Genomic DNA, 19099 nt, shown 5'->3' with positions numbered 1-19099 from the left:
GCGCGACGCCGCCGGACTGCGTGAGGCCACCGAGGGCACCAACTCTGGAGGGAACCCGGGCTCAGTGCGGTGCGATCCACCGCTGGACGGTGTCATTGACGATGTCATCGAGGGCGCTCAATGCTTGCACGGTGTGCAGGTCTCCGGGCGCGGGCGCAACTCCCGCCCGGATGAGTGTCGCCTGCAGTTCCAGGCGGCGCCGGTCGTGCGCGGCCATCGCCAAGGGCAGCCGTTGGGTGGGGTCCGGTGCGGGCCACGACTCCTTCTGTTCGGCCGGCCGTGCTTGGGCTGGAACCCGCCAGTCCTCGTCCCCCCACGGTTCTCCAGCCTCCACGCCGCTCACACTCGTGTGCGCGTCGAATCCGCAGCGGTAGGGATCCAGCACCACCTCGGGCAACGTCGAGTCGGTCGGTGAGTACTGCCACTCCTGCATGCATCCTCCAGCCTCCGACGCTCTCTTGATGTCCACGAGGCGGCCTGCGCCAGTGACGGTTGCACCCACAGCGCCGAACCACCCGAACACCCTCAAAAGCATCTCGTCACACCGCCCGCAGCCCCCGCACAGGGCATGTCGAGCCGGTGCGTTGCCGAGCAGCCGTGGCCCTGGGCGTCGTGTCCCGGCGCGTCGGGCGTCGTTGAGCAGGATGTCGCTCGCGTCCCCGGCCGTGAACCTGGATGCGAGAGCTGAGCACTCGATTTCCACTGCCTGGTCAGGGGCTCAGCAAAGCCCAGCCTCCCTTGCATGCACACCCGGAGGCCGGGCTACTCACTGCCGCCGCATAGGTCGGGTTCTGGTAGGCGTCCCTGCGGCGGACCGGGCAGTGCCGACCGTCCTCGCCAAGCGGGTTCGGCGACGTCGCGCCCCACCGACCGGTCATGCGTCGCTCCACGCCGCCCGACCATGGCAGTGGCGCGCCACGGTCCTGTGGCTCGCAGTCACCCTGACGCGTGTGGTTGCGCTGGCGGGCGTCGTGACGTGTAGAGGCGGCCTGGCTGGCTTGGGAACCGAGGTCCCGTAGCTGTGGCCAGGGACGTCGCCGTCTGTCGGCGATGGGGGGACGATCGGCGCTGGCCGTCAGCGTTTGAGGCGGCCGCGGATGGCAAGTACGGCGAGGGCGACGAGTGCGGGCTCCGGGAGGCGTGAGGTCATTTCGATATAGGTGCGGGCGGTGGTGAGGTCTTCGCCGCTGGATTCGCCGTGGCGCTGTTACTCACCATCGGGTGACGGGAGTACGCCCTGCCGAGGCGCGGGGTGGCCCGGATTCGGGCGGCGCCCAGTCCTCCCAAGGGCGGTGCGCCCCTGCCTGCAGGTTCATTCGATCCTTCATGACATAGATGGACATTGCAGGCGACTGTCACAGCAGTGTCGGTGCTCGGCAACGCCCGACGAGTGTCGTTCACATCAGGCGATCAATCCGGGCAGGGTGTGAATGTGCGGCCAACCGGCCGCCACCCGCACACCGCACAACCCGACCGCCACCACAAGGCGTTGGGCTTGTGCCGCACGATGCAGGGAGAACCTGTGACCGTATCCACGACCGTTCGCCGTCTGACCGCCGCCGCCATGACCACAGCGGCCGTCACCGCGGCGATCGCCGTGCCCGCCTCCGCCGCCGAATACCGCCCGCACCGCGACCGGGTGGAGATCAGCAGCGTCCAGAACGACTCCCCGGGCTGGGACAACCGCTCCAACCGCTCGCTGAACAGCGAGTGGGTGGAGATCACCAACTACTCCCGCCACGGCGTGAACCTGGACGGCTGGACCCTCTCTGACGAAGACGGCCGCACCTACACGTTCGACCACTACCGCCTGGACGGCCGGGCCACCGTCCGCGTCCACACCGGGATCGGCCTGGACACCCGCCCGCCGGAACTACGTGTGGGACAACGACTCCGACACCACGACCCTGCGCAACGACCACGGCCGCTTCGTCGACGAAGCCTCCTGGGGCCACCACGGTCACCACCACCGCTGACCGGCCGGGCGGGTGTCTTCGCAACGGATACCGGAGGCGCCCGGCTGCAGCGTGAAGAGGCGGGGGCGGACCGGCTGTGTGCCGGTCCGCCCCGTCGGGATGTTTCGCCGCCGCGGTTCTGCCCTTTCCCGCGGCTCAGTCGCTGATGCGGTCCCGCAGCAGTTGCACAGCCAGGTCGTGGCTGTAGTGCTTGGCCACGTCCATGGGGGTGCGGCCGTCTGGATCGGCGAGCTGCGGGTCAGCCCCGAAGGCCAGCAGCACGGCAGTGGTGTGCACGGTCAACGGTTGGCCGCTCTGCAGGGCCCCATCGCCCTCGGCGTCGATCGCGTGCGTCAGCAGCGTCATGGTGCTGAAGACCTCATCAGGATCGCTGCCGTCGGCCAGCAACCGGGCCAAGGTCTCAGCATCCTCGTTCTCGACCGCGTGGTGCGCGGGTGTCCAGTAGGCGCTCACCCGGGCATTCAACCGTCACCAGAGCGCCAGCGACTATCCGGGGCGGACACGAATGCGGGCCTGGCCACCTGAACTCCACGGTGCGCCCGTCCTTCAGGCGCTGCACGTCGTGTCCGTACGTCCGGGTGAGGCGGCGACGCGCCATCAGCCGGACGTCTCCCAGCTGGTGGTGAACAGAGCGCATTCGAGCAGGTCGGGGGTCGCACCTGACGGCCAGGTGCCGCCCTGGGCCAGTTGGTTGGCGGCGGCGTGCATGAAGGAGAGGTAGACCTGGTAGCGGTGGGTGGACCAGTTGCTGTCCGACCAGACCCAGGCGGCGATCGAGCCGTCCACATCGTGGCGGCTCTCGCGGCCGACCGCGGCTGCCATCCGCCTCAGCCGTCTGGAGAGCACGCGGTCGAGGATGAGGGGACGCGGGCCGTGGGCGGGCGGGAGCGTGATGCCGGTGAAGTAGAGGAACTTGGTGAAGAAGGCGGGCCCGAGCCCGGGAACTTGCTGGTGGAGTGCGGCGTACGCCTGTGGTGCACCGTGCTCGCTCAGTGCGGCGACCGCGGTGGCCAGCGCCCTGTCGAGGCCCTCGAAGGCCAGGATCTTGCGGAGAGTGGCCGGGCCGCTGCCGCCGGGAGTGCCGCGTTTGCCCTTGCCCCACACGTATGTCGCGACCAGCGCCTCCCTGAACGCGTCCCGCTGCAGCGCGTCGGCGACGGCCGAGGTCACCCCCGCCCGGCTGATCGCAGCGTCACCACTGGCGGAAGTGGGCGCCAGTGCCTCCGGCCACGGAGTGATCTGTGCCCACCGGGTGGGCGTATAGCGGACGCTGTGCGCGCCGGGTGTCCCATCCGGGTAACCCGACGCATTCGTCTCCCACCAACGGCCCAGTGCCCGCACCACGGCGTCGGGCAGTAGGCGGGTGACCATCTCGTGGTCCACCGCGTCCGCACGCTCCTGGCGACCCGGCTCGTCCTGCTCGTTCACGAGCCGTTCCCTGCCTGACGTTCCGCCGAGTCGGGGGAGAGCGCGCCGGGCTCCTTCGGCCCAGGCTGCTGCGGTACGCCCCCGCCGGGCACGAGCTCGGCCGCCGCCTGCTCCAGTTCCTCCCGGCGCAGCTCACCGCCCTCGATGAGGTATTTGTCGGGCAGGGTCGTGCCGGCAGCCCCCAGGCGCGGGCGCGGGTCCGTACTCCGATGTCGCGGCTGACGACGACCACCTCCGCCGGTGCGACGGCCTGGTGCAGGCGCAGCGCCGAGGCCACCATGCGAGCAGCAGCGCGATGCCGACCGAGGCCGCCGCGAAGAGAAAGGAGAGCCGGAAGCGTCGTTGTCGAGCGCCGTCGTCGGTTCAGTGCTGGTGACTACCGCACACCACGGCGACGGTCCGGCGATCCCGAGTTTCCCCCGGTCAATCGGTGATTTCCCGGCGACCTCGCCACCGCAGGGCGCTTTGGTGATCTGCCCGTCGACGGTGATGTCGGCCAGGTCCAGGCCCACGACACGGTCGTAGGTCTCCAACACGATCTGCTCCAGCCCTGCGAAGACACCGGCCTCGATCCACTCGTTGCGTCGGGTTCTCATCGTGGTTGCCGAGCACGATTGATCGGCGTGCTTCTCGTACGAGCCGCCGAAGACGAGTTTCGCGACGAGCTTGTCGAACACGATCCGGTTCCGGGATCCGTGGGTTGTGACAGCCCCACGGATGTGTCTCGAGATGCGGTGGCAGGAGGGCCTCGAACTGGACCCACAAGGGCTCGATCGCCCATGCTTCGACGGCGGGCACCGGTGCTCCGTTTTCAGATGTAGAGATGTAGGAGTTCCACGTCAAAACGGATCCCGGTGCCCGCGTCACATCAGCCTGACGCCCCCTACCCACAAAATCCTTCGGTGGACGTCAGCTAACTTCGGTCCCACGGGCACGTTCCGCTCCGCGTGGCCCTGCTGATGGCCGCAGTGGCGGCATTCTGCTCACCGCGCTGGCGGGCAGCGCGCGGATCATGCAGTTTGCGCGCGACCGCCCGCAAGCACCGCCGGGCCGACCACAGAGCTGTGAAGACCGAGGCCAAGGACTTGTCGAAGGCCCGGGGGTAGCCCGGACTACCAGGAGCCCGCCACAGGGCGCGACTTGTAGAAGGACTCCTCCAGGTACGCGACCTCGTGCGGCTGGTAGGGCTCCTCCAAATAGGCGGCCTCGTCTTCGTCGAGTTCGACGTCCACCGCGGCGACCGCGTCGGCCAGCTGGGCCGGCTTGGTGACCCCGACGATGGGCGAGGTCACCGCCGGGTTACGCATGACCCAGGCCAAGGCGACCTGGGCCGGGGACAGACCCCGCTTACCCGCGATCTCGTGGACGCGCTCGGCCACTGCCTGGTCCCCGTCGCGGTAGAGGATCTTGCCGCCCTCGTCGGTCTCAGCACGCGCCGTGGCGGTGTCCCGGACCCGCGTCAGCCTGCCCCGCGCCAGCGGGCTCCACGGGATCACGCCGATGCCCTGGTCGGCGCAGAGCGGGAGCATCTCCCGCTCTGCTTCTCGGTGGATGAGGTTGTAGTGGTCCTGCATCGACACGAACCGGGTCCAGCCGTTCAAGTCAGCCAGGTACAGGGCCTTGGCGAACTGCCAGGCGTACATGGAAGAGGCTCCGATGTAGCGGACCTTCCCGGACTTGACCGCGTCGTGCAGCGCCTCGAGGGTCTCCTCAATCGGAGTGTCGTAGTCCCAGCGGTGGATCTGGTACAGGTCGATGTAGTCGGTCCCCAGCCGCTTCAGGGAAGCGTCGAGCTCGGCGAAGATCGCCTTGCGGGACAGCCCGGCGCCGTTCGGACCGGGGCGCATCCGCATCCAGACCTTGGTGGAGAGAACGACCTCCTCGCGCCGGGTGAAGTCCTTGACCGCCTGGCCGACGATCTCCTCGCTGCTTCCGGCGCTGTACCCATTGGCCGTGTCGAGGAAGTTGACGCCGCCCTCAAGGGCCTGCTTGATGATGTCCCGGCTGGCGTCCGCGCCCAGCGACCAGGGCTCGCCACCCCGGTCCGGCTCGCCGAAGCTCATGCAACCGAGAGTGATGGCGGAGACTTCCAGTCCGGTCGTTCCGAGTTTGATGTATCGCATGCCTCCGAACCTAGGAGTTGGAGTGCGTTCTAACGCAAATACGTCTCGGTCCGGAATTCGAAGGCGTGGGGCATGTTTGCCCTGTCAGGTCTCGACCGTTTCGGCCAGACGTACCAGAGAATCCAGTGGTAGCAAATAACAAACTGTCAATTCTCGGCCGAGCGCGTGGGGCGCTACTCAGCCCCCCCGGACGGCAAACCGCCCTCGCGGGCCCGTGGCCACGACCGATCATCGCTCGATCACTAGGAGATTCCGCTGGTCCGGGCGGCGGTATCGCGGCGCTCGCGACGGTGCCCCTACCCGCGGGATCTCTTAGTCGAGCAGATCGTGATCAGGGCGTGCGCGGCCTTCTTGCGCTGGGCCCGCCGGCCGTCAGGCTCCGGTCCGCCGCGCACCGAGTCGTCGGGCGACGCTACAGTCAGGTTCCCTTGAGATGCGGCTCCTTACGGCTCTCCAGGGACAAGAGTTTGGGTTGGCATTGAGGCTGTGCTTGGCCAGCGGTGCGCGATTGTGGCCGAGTGTCAGTTCCCCTGAGGGAGCGCGATTTCTGCAACTCCTCATCATCGAGGGGCGGTTCGACAGTCGTGTGCGGTAGGCGGGGAATTTAGCGGAGCGTTCCAACCCAAACTGGCACCGACCGCGCAGGTTTGGGCATACGGGATAGCGTCCTCGGCATGGACTTTCGCACAACCGTTGAGCGTGCTCAACGCCTCAAGCAGCTGCACGCCGAGTACACGCCGCTCGTGCTGCCAACCGTCTGGGATGTCTGGTCGGCGCGGACGGCAGCTGATGCCAGATTCCCCGCGCTGACGATCGGCAGCCATCCACTCGCCGACTCTCGCGGAGCCGATGACCACGAGGGGCGGACCTTCGAGGAAGTTCTTGCCGTCGTCAGGCCGATCATCGCTGCGGTCGACATCCCTGTGTCCGTGGACTTGGAGGCCGGGTACGGACAGAAGCCCGAGGAGCTCGTCGCCGGGCTCACTGAAGTTGGCGGCGTCGGGCTCAACATTGAGGACACCGTCCACTCGGACGGCGGACGCGTGCGCAGTACGCCAGAGCACGCGAGCTACATCGCCGGTCTGCGCGCGGCAGCTGACGACGCGGGGGTCCCGGTCTTGGGTCAATGGGCGCACCGACCTCTTCCTGCACGCTGAGGATGCCACCGCCGTACTCGACGAGGCGATCGAGCGGCTGCGGGCCCTGGAACAGGCCGGCACCGACAGCGTCCCGGCGGCGCGACCGCACTGAAGGTCGCTGACACCGGGACCGTTGACCTGTCCCTCGCGGCGCCGCTTCCGCGGGCGGATTTACCGGGTCACCCTCGGGTTGGACGTCCGCAGCCGGGCGGAGATCACCGCGAAGGTGGCCGAGGCCACCCGGTTGATCACCGGGGAAACCACGGTCTTCGGCGACCCGGACCTGGCTGGCACGCACTTGGGCCGACTGCTCGACACCCAGTCACGGTTGTCTCACCGGGTGGGGCATGATCTCGATGAGGCCGAATTCCATCGGAAGTCAGGTGTCTCAGCGTAGGAGCATCCGCCTGTAACGCCCGGACGACGCCGCTGAGGCGTCTGCCGGAGCGGTTGCGGGCTCAGCCTGAACTGCCTGGGAGAACGAAGCCGTTTTCGTAGGCGAACACCACAGCTTGGGCGCGGTCACGCAGGTGGAGCTTGGCGAACATGCTGCCAACGTGGCTTTTCACCGTCGCCTCGGTCACGACTAGGTGCGCGGCGATCTCAGGGTTCGACAGGCCCCTGGCCACCAGGAGGAGGATCTCCCGTTCCCGGGGAGTGAGACTGGCCAGCTGTTTGGCCGGGGGCCGGAGCGGTTCGGTGCGGGTGGCGTAGTCCTCGATCAGCCTGCGGGTGATCGACGGCGATAGCAGGGCCTCACCAGCGTGCACGACGCGGATCGCCTCCAGCAGACGGTCGCGTGAGGCGTCCTTGAGCAGGAAACCCGACGCGCCCGCCCGCAGTGCGCCGAAGACGTATTCGTCCAGGTCATAGGTCGTGAGGACCAGCACCCGGGGCGAGGGTTCGGGGGCGGTCAGCCGGGAGGTGGCCTCGACACCGTCCATGCGCGGCATTCGGATGTCCATCAGGACCACGTCGGGGCGCAGCGCAGCGGCCTGGGTGAGTGCCTCGTGTCCGTCGGCGGCTTCGCCGACGACCTCGAGGTCGTTCTGGGTCTGCAGGAACAGCCGGAAGCCGGTGCGAATCAACTCCTGGTCGTCGACGATCAGAAGACGGATCGTCATGTCGCATCCTCTACGGGGAGACGGGCGGTCACCAGGAATCCGCCGGCAGTATGGCGGGCGTCTAGGCTTCCGCCTGCCGCCGCCGCACGCTCCCGCATCCCGAGGATGCCGTGCCCGCCGGCCGACGAGCCCGGGTCGCCGCCGCCGTCATCTTCGACCGTGACGTCCAACTGTGTCCGGCCGTAGTCGACCGTCACCGTGACCTGGCTGGGGTCGGTGTGTTTGAGCACGTTGGTCAGCGCCTCCTCGACGATCCGGTAGGCCGACAGCTCGACGCCGCCGGCCAGCGCCCGGGCCTCGCCGGTGAGTTCCAACCGCACCGGCATCCCGGCTGTCCGGTATCCGGAGACCAGCTCGGCGAGCTGGTCGAGCGACGGCTGCGGTCGCCACTGTGCGCCGTTGTCCGACGTGCGCAGCAGGCCGAGGATCCGGCGGAGCTCGGCCAGGCTCTGCTCCGCGCTGGCCTCGACCTGTTCCAGTGTCTCAGCCGCGACCTTGGGCTCGGTCGGCAGCACGTCCCGGGCGCCGCGCACGCCGATCAGCATGACGGTGACAGAATGGGCGACGATGTCGTGGAGCTCGCGGGCGATGGATGTGCGTTCCCGCTGTGCCGCGATCTGGTCGAGCTGCTCGCGCTCGCGTTCTAGGGTGGCCGCGCGATCCTCCAGGGCCCAGGTGTAGCGCCGCCGGGTCTGCAGGTACGAGCCGAGGGCCCACGCGCCGATCGGGATGGGCAGCGAGGAGATGCTCGCCGACAGCAGGAACAGCGCTGTCGGGACGAGCGCCGCCGCCGAGATCCTTCGGTCACGCAGGTCGGCGAGCGAGGCAAGGGCGACCACGACGGGCGCCCCGCCCGGCGAGTAGCCCAGCGGCACGAGCAACGCGGCACCCGCACAGGCCGCAATGAGCACCGCCAGCGGTGCGCGGCGGCGGACGAGCAAGACGGAGCCTGCAAGCACCGTCACCACGACCGGGACCACCCGGACCGGGGTCTCGTCGTCGAAGAGCAGCCCCAGCTCCACTCCGGTCGTGATCAGCGCCAGCGCGAGGTCGAACAGCGCCGAACGGCGCGCGACCAGCAGGTCGTACGCCGCCCGGGCCCACCGAGGGAGCCGGTTCACGCCAGATCGCGCCGGCGCTCGGCGACGACCGCGACAAGCGTGACCGCGACCGTCCATGCGGCCAGTACCCATCCGGCCGTGACCACCGACAGGGTCGTGTTGTGCGTCATCCGGCTCAGAATTCCGGCCGCGCCGAACGGCGTGAGGTTGACACCCGATTCCCAGACGTCGGACAGCAGCGGGACCACGGCGAAGTTCACGATCAGCAGGACGACCACTCCCAGGACCGGGCTACGGATCAGGGCGCCGAGCGCGGCACCCAGGATCGCGGACAGGACGAACGCCACGAGGTTTCCCGCCACGACGGCACCGACGTCTCCCGAGGTGAGATCGGGACCCGGCTGGTCACTCAGCAGCGGCAACGCAAGCCCGACCGACACCGTGGTCGTCAGCGTGCCGAGCAGGAGCCCGGTCAGCGCGTAAGCGACAATTCTCGCCGACAGCACGACCCCGCGGTTATGGCGGCCCACCAGAGCCGCCGGTGCGGCCGTCCGGTGCCGGTACTCCCCGGCCGTACCGACCAGCCCCCAGAGCAGAAGCAGGATCGGCAACGCCGACAGGGCCTCCTCCTTCTCGGGCACCTCGTCCAGCGTGCCCGACCACACCGCGACCGCCAGAACGTTGAGGACCGCGAACGCGACCCCGCCCACCGCGAAGCCCAGCATCGTCCGGGTGGTCACGGTTTTGATCAGCTCGCCTCGCAGCAGATGGCTCAACGGTCCGCCCCTCCCGTGAGACCGAAGAACGCATCCTCCAGCGACGCGGTCCGCTGGATGATCTCCTCCAGCAGGACGCCGTCGCGGTGGGCCAGCCGTGCGACCTCTGCGACGTGGAGCCCTTCGACCAGCAGCCCCCCTCCGTCATCGCGCTTTGTGCGGCCACCAGCCGCGGCCACCAGCCTCGACAGACGCTCGGCCTCGGCGGTGCGCACTACGACCACGCTCTCCCCGGACTGTTCGAGATCCCGGATCGCGCCTTCGTGGACCAGCCTGCCCCGGTCGATCATGATCACGTCGTCGACCGTCTGGGCCGCCTCACCCAACATGTGGCTGGACAGCAGGACTGTGCCGCCGTTCGCGGCCCGATGCCGTAGCAGCGTGCGCAACCAGCGGATGCCCTGCGGGTCCAAGCCGTTCACCGGCTCGTCCAGTACCAGGATCTCCGGATCGCCCAGCAGCGCCGCGGCGAGTCCGAGCCGCTGCCGCATGCCCATCGAATACTTCCCGACCCTGAGTTGGGCCGCCTCCTCCAAGCCGACTAGTTCAAGGACCTCACCGACCCGGCGGCGGGGCAGTCCGGCCAGCGCGGCCAGCGACCGCAGATGCGCCCGACCGGTTCGGCCAGGATGGGCCCCGCACGGCTCGATGTGCACGCCGAGTAAGCGGGCGTCGGGCCTGATCGTCGTGACTGGCGTGCCCCGTACGAACGCCCGGCCCGCTGTCGGCCGCGCAAGTCCGACGACCGCTTTGAGCGCAGTGGTCTTCCCTGCCCCGTTCGGGCCGAAGAACCCCGTCACCCTTCCGGATCCGACCGTGAACGACAGGTCGTCGACTGCCGTTCTACGGCCATAACGCTTGGTCAGCCCTTCGACCCTGATGGCCGCCGGATCCCCAACGAACGTTCGTGAAGAAGTCATGTCCGAAGCTTCCGACGTGGTGATCTCCCAGTCATCCGCCCACGGTCGAAACCCGAACTCCGACCAGGGGAGGAGACCACCGCTCGGCGCCGTCTCCCAGCGGCCCGCTCCAGCATTGGGGGAGCGGCAAACCAAATCCCTGTCGCGCGGCATAGGCGTTTTCACCTACGAAACGACCCCTCGAGTGTCGCCGACCGGCGGCGCCTTCGAATGCGCGGCCGCCGTGCGAGGTTACGCACTGCCGTTGAGAGCAGCGAGGCGGGTCTGCTGTTGCTTGCTCAGCTTCTTCTTCAGCTCGATGTTCTCGTGGTAGCTGTTGGCGGTCACCGTGGCCAGGGCGTCGAGCTTGCTCTGCAGCTCGGTGACCTTCAGGCTGGCTTACCTGAGGTTTCCCTTCAGTTCGGCGATGGTCTCGTCGCGCTGAACCTCGCCGGGCGTACGCAGGACTGGTGTTCGGCTTCGGTGATGGTGCGCCGGATGTTCTTCACCAGCATGCGGTGGGTGAGCCGGGTGGAAAAGGCGCGCACGTCAGGGTGACGACGGCGGTGCGAGGGCCGAACCCCCGCCGGCGCACTGAGCCTTTCGGCCACACCACAGGTCGTCATCGGCTTCGTTGCCGCGCGGACAACCACGCAGAAGATCGAGAGAGTTCCCCTGCCCGGGTGCTCCGGATACACGGACAGCCATACGGAGAGTTCACCGAACTGACCCTTCTACAGCGCCCCACGACTGCCGCTGCTGTACGAGGGTGGGCGGCTCGGATGTCAGAGAGTGTTTTGCCGTAGTCGTGGTCGCGGTTCCGAGGTGCTATCGACGGTGCTGGCAGCGCTGATTGGGCATCGACCCTCGTGCGCTGGTGACCGGTCACCCGGACCATCGCCGCACCCACCAGACCGCTTCCTCGCCGACGGCGTCCTGGCCCAGCACGCCGCCGCGCACGCACCGGGCAGCTCCAGCAGCGCCTAGAAGATCTCGGCATAAGCGGAACCTCTGGTTGACGGCGTCGTAGATTGCCTGCTGAAGGTCGCGGTGCGAGTTGAACTCACCGATGCGCCGGACAACCTCACGGGCCGGAAGAGCGAACACGTCCAGACCCTGAAACAGCACTCGGTCGGATTCGCGGGTGAGTCTGCGGCTTATGAGGTCGATCATCGCCACCTGGATTATGGCTTCGGAGCGGTGGGTGCGGGTTTCGTAGTCGCGGGCCAGGCGACGGTGGTGCATGAGCCAGCCGAAGGTCCGCTCGACGACCCGACGTCGTGGGATCACCTTGAAGCCTTTGGCGCCCGGCTCGCGTTGGACGACTTCGACGTCGATGCCTGACCCGGCGGCGGCGGTCCCGTCTGCGCACGGTGGTGCTGGACAACGCCTCGGCGCACGTGGCCGGGCGTTTAGGAGTTTTTCGCTGCCGAACTGAGGCAGCAGGGCGACGGCGATGCGGCCCGTGAGGAAGCCGAAGCCATTCGGGCCGCCGCGCACGAGGACGGGCCCGGGTCCGGGCCGTCCTATAACGATGCCGAACACACGCGCGCCCAAGGCTGGACGACGCGGGTGGGGGCAGGTCATCGACCTCGGCTCGCAGTCGGGCCAGTACGAGTACGTGACCAACGTCGGATTCGCCGCGTAGGACCGTGCAGTTGGCATACGTTCCAGGCATGAGACTGAGCCGAACTACCCGGCTGTGGGCGGCGATGGCGCTCGTAGCCGGCTGCGCCCTGGTCGCAGGAACGTGGGCAGGCTTCGGTCTTCAGCAGCAGTCACGATCGCGCTGACCGCCGGGACCGCGATCCGGCTGCATGACCTGAACTCCGAAGGCCGGGCGCCCCATTGCGGGGCTACCAAGAAGGTAATGGGGGGCTTGAGTGAGCGTTGGCTGCCCGAATGATCGTCCGTTGTGTTCAGATCGTCAGCCCGCCAAGTGGTGAGGTGATCATGATCACCCGGGGATCCGAATCGGCGTGGAGTACCCCGTCTTCGAAGTCATCACGACCGTGCGCGGCGCGGTGGTGCGGATTCCTGAGCGACCCAACGTTACGGCAGAGCGGGACACTCGTGGCTTATGGGGTCGGCGATGTTCACAGTCGTCAGTAGCCTGCGCCCGACTGCTGGGTCGCAGAGTTGGGAGCCGACGGCCAGGCCCGCGGCGACACCCGCGGCCAGGAGATGGAACAGAACGGGTCCAGCCACTCCTGGGGGAGTGGCTGGACCCGTTCGGCGGTCCGGTCAGTGCAGTGCGCCGACCTCAGTCGCTGAGAGGGTCCGCGGGTAGACGTGGACGTCGGAGACGGAGCCGGGGAAGGCGAGGTACGGGGTGGTGGCGGAGGCGCTGTTGACGCAGCCGCCGACGGTCAGGGGCAGGGAGGAGTCGTACTGGGGGCTGAGGTTGGTGGCGGTCCCCACCAGGGATCCGTTTTGGTAGAGGGCCATGTTGTTGGTGGTGGACGCTCCCGGGACCGGTGCCCGGAAGGTGGCGACCAGGTGGGTCCAGGTGCCGACCGGACCGGAGTTGTCGTCTCCTTCCGCGGTGGGGAAGTCGGAGTTGTCGTCGTTGGTGGTTGTGGTCTGGAACATCCAGGCCGCGCTGGATTTGTCGTAGGAGAGGTAGAGGGACTGGTGCTGGGTGGTGCCTTGGCAGACGGCGGCGGTCCCGAGCGCCGAGTTGATCTTCACCCAGGCGGAGACGGTGTAGTCGCCGAGGGTGTTGACCGCGCTCTGCTTGCTCTTGAGGAAGCCGGTGCTGCCGTCGAAGGCGACGCTGCCGGGCAGTCCGCTCGGCGCGTCGCTGCCATAGGTGGCGCTGCCGGTGGCGGTGACCGGGTTGAGGGAGGCGGTGTCGGTGCCGGTCGTTCCGAGCTTCCACTCGTCCTCGGGCATGCCGCTGTCCCAGCCGGCGGGCATGATCTCGCTGGCCGCGTCGGCATCGCCGGCCCCCATCGCGTACGGGTAGACCTGCACGTCCGAGACGGAGCCGGGGAACGCGTTGTATGGCGAGGTCGCGGCGGGGTCGTTGATGCAACCGCCGACGGTCAGGGGCATCGACGAGTCGTACTGCGGGGTGAGGTTGGTGGCGGTCCCCATCAGGGTGCCGTTCTGGTAGATGGACATCACGCCGCTGCTGCCGTCGCCGTCCACGGGCGCGGTGTAGGTGACCAGGAGGTGGGTCCAGGTGCCCACGGCCCCGGTGTTGGTGTCACCCTCCGCGGTGGGGAAGTCGGCGTTGTCGTCGTTGGTGGTGGTGGTCTGGAACATCCAGCCCTTGTTGCCTCGGTCGTAGCCGATGTAGAACGCCTGGTGCTGGCTGGTTCCCTCGCAGATGGCGGTGGCCGGGTTGTCCGTGGAGTCGAGCTTGACCCAGGCGGAGACGGTGTAGTCGGCGGACGTGTCGACGGCGGTGTGGTCGCTCTCCAGGAAGCCGGTGCTGCCGTCGAAGGAGGTGGCGGTGGCCGGGGCGTTGACGGCGTCCGGTCCGGTCGAGCCGAAGGTCGCCCCGCCGACGGCGGTGAACGGGTTGTCGCCGCGTGCGTCGGTACCGTCGGCGGCTAGATCCCACTCGTTGTCGGGGGTGTCGCTGCCGGTGGCCTCCGGGACGATCAGGTTCGGCGCGATGCCGATGATCTGGGTGTTGGTGTCGTTGAGGTAGCGGGCGGCGAGGTCGTCGTAGTAGGTGTTCGACGGGTTGCCGCCGGACAGGTCCGCCGCCTTCACGGTCGAGGAGGTGGCAGTGCCGTCTGTGGAGACCGCTGCGGCGAAGTCGAGCACCTGGCTGGGGAAGTTGTCGAGCAGGTACTGGTTCACCAGCTCACGTGCGGACTCCTGGGCGGCCGTGCCGGGGTGGGCGGCGGTGAACGGTGTGATGGTGGTGAGGTAGACGGTGATGTTGGAGTTCTGGGTGACGGGCTGCCCGTTGATGTAGGCCTGTCCGTCGTCGGTGTAGTACGAGGTCAGCTCGCTGTTGAGCGCGGCTAGTCCCTGCTCGACACCGGTGGCGCAGGCGTCGGCGGTGCCGGTGCAGTTGAGCAGGTCGGTGGCACCGGTGGAGACGAGCACGGTACGTACGTTGCCCTGCGCCAGCACGTTGCGGTCCAGCGGGTTGAGCGCGTTGATCGGGTTGTCGCTGTAGGTGCTCTGGGGCAGCAGGTTGTTGCTCAGGCTGTTGCTGTTGGTGCCGGCGTTGAGCACGCCGTAGTCCACCGTGGAGTCCCCGTTGGGGTCGCCCACGATGGCGCCGGTGATGGCGTCGCTCAGGTGGTGCCGGCCGTCGCCGCTTGCGGTGTCGCCGTTGACGCTCTGGTCGCCGTAGAGGACAAGGGAGCCGGTGGGGGCGGAGGTGGGGGTGGTGACGTCGATGCCGGCCAGGTACGGCAGACCGGTGTAGGTGGTCTGTGTGAACTTGGTGGCCGCGGTGTCACCGGTGCGGTTGGCCGCGTCGCTGACCCAGATCGGGGTCTGGGCCGCCGCGTGGCCCGGCAGCGCGGAGACCGAGCCGTGCACCTGCACGCTGACCAGGATGGTCGCCTGCTGGTCGACGTGCAGGGTCACCGGGTCGCTGGTGACGTCGCCGCCCGCCGGGATCGTGACGGTCGCGGCGCCGCCGAAGGCCAGCGGTACCGGTGCCGCGCCCGCCGTGGCACCGCCCGCCGTGCCGTCCTGCAGGGCGACGGAGGCCGCGTCGAAGGTCACCGGGCCGCTGCCCATGGCGTTGGAGAGGTGGACGCGGACGCCGTTGCCGTCGTCGGTGCCGACGCTGACGTGGGCCGGGATGCGCAGCGTCTGCCCGTTGACGGTGGCGGTGGTGCCGCCGGACTGCGTCACCTTGGCGGTGTCCTGGACGGCGGTCCAGGTTCCGACCCAGTGCTGGGTGCCGTTGCTCGTGGCGGTCAGCGGCCGGATGCCCATGCCCAGGATGTGCAGGGTCGGCTGGCCGGCCTGGACGCCGTTGGTGAACAGGGGGAGGGAGAGGCTGCTGATGACCGAGCCGGGGCAGGTCAGCGGGACGCTGACGGCGTAGAGCTTCGGGCCGGGGCTGGGGCTGGTCTGGGTGTTGTTGCTGTGGTTCTGGTGGACGAGGGAGAGCGTGGCCGCGGAGGCGGGGCCGCTCAGCCAGTCGGGCACCGTGTCCAGGGTGTACGACTGGTCGGCGGGGGCGCCGTTCGGGTCCAAGCAGTTGTTCTTGGCGTAGGTGATGGTGCCGGTGGCGCCCTTGGCCGCGCCGCCGGTGGCGAAGGCCAGGAAGACCACGGCGTCACCGGTGTTCACCACACCGCTGCCCGGTACGGTGACGGTCTGCCCGGCGGCCAGCATGTTGTCGTAGGTGCCGGTGCCGAACTTGGGCAGCGGGATGTTCGTACCGTCGACGGTCACCGACTTGCCGCTCTGCCAGCCCGAAGTGCCGGTCAGGTCGGCAGAGTTGAAGCTGTTACCGGAGCCGTCGGCGTCGGCCGTGCTGGTCGTGGTGGTGAAGGTGCTGGTCCCGGCGTTGTTCAGGCAACTGGCGGTGCTGTTCATCGCACAGGTCAGCGCGGGCGCGAGACGCAGCACGTCGAGGCCGGCCTGGTACCCCGTGGAGCTGGGGTTTTTCCCGGTCAGGGTGAGGGCCACGGTGTGCGCGCCCTGCTTGAGGGTGAGTAGCTGACCGGTTGAGTCCTTGGGGATGCCGAGGTTGACGAACCGGGTGGTGGTGTACGAGTTGTAGGCGTCCAAGCCGCTGAGCAGGGTCGCCTGGGTGGGCTTGCCCGCGTCCAGGACCAGGTTGTAGATGCCGTAGTCCTTGGCCTTGGTCAGGTTGACCCCGAAGCTCCAGGGACCGTCCTTGGGGATGTTGAAGCCGAAGGTCGCACTGTCGCCGCTGACCACCTTCGAGGTAGTGCTCTTGTTGGCCAGCATGGCCTGGAAGCCGTCGGCGAACTCGTACCCACTGCCGGCCGCCTGGCTGATCAGCTGGCCGCCCTTGGTCGCGGTGGTCGCCTTGGGCACGATGGTGGTCGTGCCGTCGGTGTTGGCCGCCGTCCAGCCGGCGATCATCTTGTCGCCGTAGGCGTACGTCGGGGTGCTGGTGCCTGCGTAGAAGGCGTAGGTCGTCTGGGAGATGGACGTCGAGCCCGCCTGGTCCACGGCCTTTGCGTACAGCGTGTGCGGTCCCGCCTTGGCGGGGGCGAAAGCCGGCGAAGCGCTGCCGTTGAGGACCACGGTGCCGGTGCCGGGGCCGTTGTCCGAGGTGGCGTAGTAGACGTGACCCGGCACGATCGTCGTGCTTGTGGTCCAGTGGGTGACGCTGGTGGTGTAGACCGTGTTGCCGAGCGTGGCGTCCAGGGCGAACAGGTAGCCGGTGATGTTGTTGGTGTGGTTGTTGCTGAGCGTGAAGGTGCCCTTGTCGCCGAAGGCGGCACCGATCTGTTTGGCCGGGAACTGACTTGAGGTCACCGTGGGTGCGGGTGGCGCGCTGGTGTCCACGGTGAACGTCTGCGTCTTGGTCCAGATGCCCGAGCCGGGGCCGACCCAGTAGCCGGCCGCGTTCTGAGCGGTGGCCTTCCAGGTGTAGGTGCCGTCCGGCAGGCTCGACGTGGTCCAGTCGCTGCCGTTGGTGTTGTACCGGGCGCGCTTCTTCGAGTCCGTGCTGGGGCCGAAGCCCTGGTGGATCAGGGTGCCCGAGGAGTTGTAGACGTTGTACTCGATGCGCACCAGTTCGCTGCCGCCCGCCAGGTCGGGGTCGACCGCGCGCGCGGACAGCGTCGGCGTGTGGGTGGTGGTCATCGTCTTGCCCAGGCTCACGATGGACGGCTTGATGGCCGGGGTACCGGTGCCGTTCTTGAGCTTGGGGCGGTAGCTGTAGGTGACCGACATGGTGGCGCCGCCGCCGTAGGCGAGCTGCTTCCACTGGGTTGCGTCGTTCATGTCGGGCGACTGGACCATCAGCGTCATGCTCTTCCAGCCGCCGGCCGCCGCGCTCTGGGCCCGGGAGGTCACATCGAACTCGAGTGACGGCGGGCTGACCCAGGAGTTGGCTCCGTTGGTGACCGGGCAGGTGCCGGCCTCGTGGCTCTTGGGGTTGGTGCCCAGCGAGCCGGTGCGCCCGCCGGGCTCATGGCCCCAGTACAGCGACGAGGAACTCCAGCCTGCGGGCCGGTCGGTGCCGTAGACGGCGGCCGGGGTGTCCGCGCAGGAGGCGGCGGAGAGCTGCTTCACGTACAGCGATGCATGCGTGACCACGGCGCCTTTGATGCCGCTCGTGTTCATCTGGTAGTAGGTGCGGGCCCGTTCGCCGTTACCGGGGGTGGAGTTGTCCCACCCCTCACGGGCGTTGGTCGCTCCCGAGGTGGACGTCGAGTTGTAGACGTTCCACCCGTTGTCGGAGATCCGTGCCCAGTCCAGCTGGGAGGGCCGTCCGCTCCACTCGGGGTCGATGTAGACCGGGTAGGCGGTGCTCTTGGCGGTGAGCAGCTTCTGGTCCGGGCTCAGCAGTTGCCTGCCGTGCTTCAGGCTCACTCGGACCTGTGCGCGGTGTCTGCCGACCTTGGCGGCCGCCTTCTGTTCGGCACGGGCCAGGGAGACCGTCGTGGTGCGGGCCGAGGACACGCCGGAGGTCTTCTTGCCGGCGCTGTCCCACATCAGCGCGGTGTCACTGTGGAACACGGTCTCGCCGGTGCGCTTGTCGACGGCACGGGCTCCGCCGTCGCGCGTGGGAGTCACCTCGACGTGGGACGCGGTGGTGTTCAGCGCGAGACTGCGCAGGCGCGGATCGGCGGCCGCCTTGCGGGACTTGACCACGAGGACCGAGGAGTACCCGGAGGCGTCCGCGGTCAGTTGCAGGTCCACCTGCGGCAGCACTTCGGCGTAGGTGGCAGTGTTCCCGGAGATCACCGGCTCGGGCAGCTTGCCCGGCCAGGAGAAGCCCAGTTCGGCACTGCCGCTGCGCATTGTGACCAGCTTGCCCGAACCGCCGGCGGAGAAGGCCACGTCGGTGACGGCGGCCCTGGGCGCCCAGGTTCCGTTCGCCTGCCGCACCAGCTTCGTGTCGATGGGCACCCACTTCCCGTGCTGCAATGTGCGCTGCGGCATCGAGGAGTCGGTGCGGGTGAAGGTGCCGTTGGGGTTGGCCACCACCAGCGTCCCGGTGCCGGTGAGCTGGTCGATCGGCACGCGCTTGCCGGTCGTCTTGGCCCGCGCGGACGCGGCCTCCGTGGCGTTGAGGCGCCGGGTGGCCGACGAGGAGCCGGCGTTCTTCGGCTTGGCCCGGTGTGAGGCGTCGGGCGCCGCGTACGCGGGTGCCGCCGCGGCTAGCGAGGCCGCGGTCAGGGCCGTGACGAGGGCGGCGACGATCGGTTTCGACAGCAGGCGTCTGGACGTGCGCAAGGAACTGCTATGGACGGACATGAAGGTTGGGGTCCTCCGCTTTTCAGGCGGTTCCCCCCGCGGGCCCCGCGCCGGAGTGCATTCTGTGCGGCTGAGGCGAGCAGGGTCCATCGCCAATTGGTCACTTGGTGACCATGCGAGGTCCGTTTTTGACGTATGACAGTCAAATTGAGTTGCGGGCCAGGGGATTCCTTTGCGTTCCG

The 19099-nt window shown here is 68.4% G+C and carries 9 protein-coding genes and 4 pseudogenes; 2 read left to right on the top strand and 11 right to left on the bottom strand.

Going from position 1 to position 19099, the window contains the following annotated elements; all coding sequences use genetic code 11:
• Positions 1-61: 61 nt before the first annotated feature.
• A complete protein-coding gene (locus ACIRQH_RS00275; protein ID WP_404223266.1) occupies positions 62-433 on the bottom strand; it encodes a hypothetical protein in 372 nt (123 codons plus the stop codon).
• A gap of 1131 nt (positions 434-1564) precedes the next feature.
• Here ACIRQH_RS00275 and ACIRQH_RS00270 point away from each other — a divergent pair.
• Positions 1565-1976: pseudogene (locus tag ACIRQH_RS00270) on the top strand (lamin tail domain-containing protein).
• A gap of 135 nt (positions 1977-2111) precedes the next feature.
• Here the strand turns inward: ACIRQH_RS00270 and ACIRQH_RS00265 are convergent.
• The 4 genes and pseudogenes from ACIRQH_RS00265 to ACIRQH_RS00250 all read right to left on the bottom strand — a co-directional run bounded on the left by ACIRQH_RS00265 (position 2112) and on the right by ACIRQH_RS00250 (position 5527).
• Entirely contained in the window at positions 2112-2429 is a 318-nt protein-coding gene (locus ACIRQH_RS00265; protein ID WP_404223264.1) for an ankyrin repeat domain-containing protein, read from the bottom strand.
• Between the two features lie 144 nt (positions 2430-2573).
• Positions 2574-3404 carry a hypothetical protein gene (locus ACIRQH_RS00260; RefSeq protein ID WP_404223262.1) on the bottom strand — a complete coding sequence of 277 codons (831 nt, stop codon included), beginning with the start codon at positions 3402-3404 and terminating at the stop codon, positions 2574-2576.
• Between the two features lie 407 nt (positions 3405-3811).
• Positions 3812-4202: pseudogene (locus ACIRQH_RS00255) on the bottom strand (IS5/IS1182 family transposase); the annotation flags it as partial.
• Positions 4203-4516: 314 nt separating this feature from the next.
• Positions 4517-5527 carry an aldo/keto reductase gene (locus ACIRQH_RS00250; RefSeq protein ID WP_404223260.1) on the bottom strand — a complete coding sequence of 337 codons (1011 nt, stop codon included), beginning with the start codon at positions 5525-5527 and terminating at the stop codon, positions 4517-4519.
• Positions 5528-6201: 674 nt separating this feature from the next.
• On the opposite strand from ACIRQH_RS00250, the pseudogene ACIRQH_RS00245 reads away from it, so the two are divergent.
• Positions 6202-6757: pseudogene (locus ACIRQH_RS00245) on the top strand (isocitrate lyase/phosphoenolpyruvate mutase family protein); the annotation flags it as partial.
• A gap of 367 nt (positions 6758-7124) precedes the next feature.
• On the opposite strand, the gene ACIRQH_RS00240 reads toward ACIRQH_RS00245, so the two are convergent.
• The 6 genes and pseudogenes from ACIRQH_RS00240 to ACIRQH_RS00215 all read right to left on the bottom strand — a co-directional run bounded on the left by ACIRQH_RS00240 (position 7125) and on the right by ACIRQH_RS00215 (position 18896).
• Positions 7125-7790: a response regulator gene (locus tag ACIRQH_RS00240; protein ID WP_404223258.1), complete on the bottom strand. Its 666-nt coding sequence runs from the start codon at positions 7788-7790 to the stop codon at positions 7125-7127.
• Positions 7787-8911 carry a sensor histidine kinase gene (locus tag ACIRQH_RS00235; RefSeq protein ID WP_404223256.1) on the bottom strand — a complete coding sequence of 375 codons (1125 nt, stop codon included), beginning with the start codon at positions 8909-8911 and terminating at the stop codon, positions 7787-7789. The genes ACIRQH_RS00240 and ACIRQH_RS00235 overlap by 4 nt, the downstream gene beginning before the upstream one ends.
• A complete protein-coding gene (locus tag ACIRQH_RS00230) occupies positions 8908-9627 on the bottom strand; it encodes an ABC transporter permease (RefSeq protein ID WP_404223254.1) in 720 nt (239 codons plus the stop codon). The genes ACIRQH_RS00235 and ACIRQH_RS00230 overlap by 4 nt, the downstream gene beginning before the upstream one ends.
• Positions 9624-10547, bottom strand: a complete 924-nt coding sequence (locus tag ACIRQH_RS00225; protein ID WP_404223945.1) for an ABC transporter ATP-binding protein — start codon at positions 10545-10547, stop codon at positions 9624-9626. The genes ACIRQH_RS00230 and ACIRQH_RS00225 overlap by 4 nt, the downstream gene beginning before the upstream one ends.
• Before the next feature lie 1113 nt (positions 10548-11660).
• Positions 11661-11867, bottom strand: a pseudogene (locus ACIRQH_RS00220) (transposase); the annotation flags it as partial.
• 903 nt (positions 11868-12770) lie between these two features.
• The gene (locus ACIRQH_RS00215) at positions 12771-18896 is read right to left on the bottom strand and encodes a LamG-like jellyroll fold domain-containing protein (RefSeq protein ID WP_404223252.1); all 6126 of its coding nucleotides are present in this window, start codon (positions 18894-18896) and stop codon (positions 12771-12773) included.
• Positions 18897-19099 lie beyond the last annotated feature (203 nt).

The sequence above is a fragment of the Streptomyces sp. NPDC102279 genome (genome assembly GCF_044766365.1).
In the GTDB taxonomy this organism is placed as follows: domain Bacteria; phylum Actinomycetota; class Actinomycetes; order Streptomycetales; family Streptomycetaceae; genus Streptomyces.
Note: the sequence above shows the minus strand (reverse complement) of the source record. Positions and strands in the feature narration are given on the sequence as shown.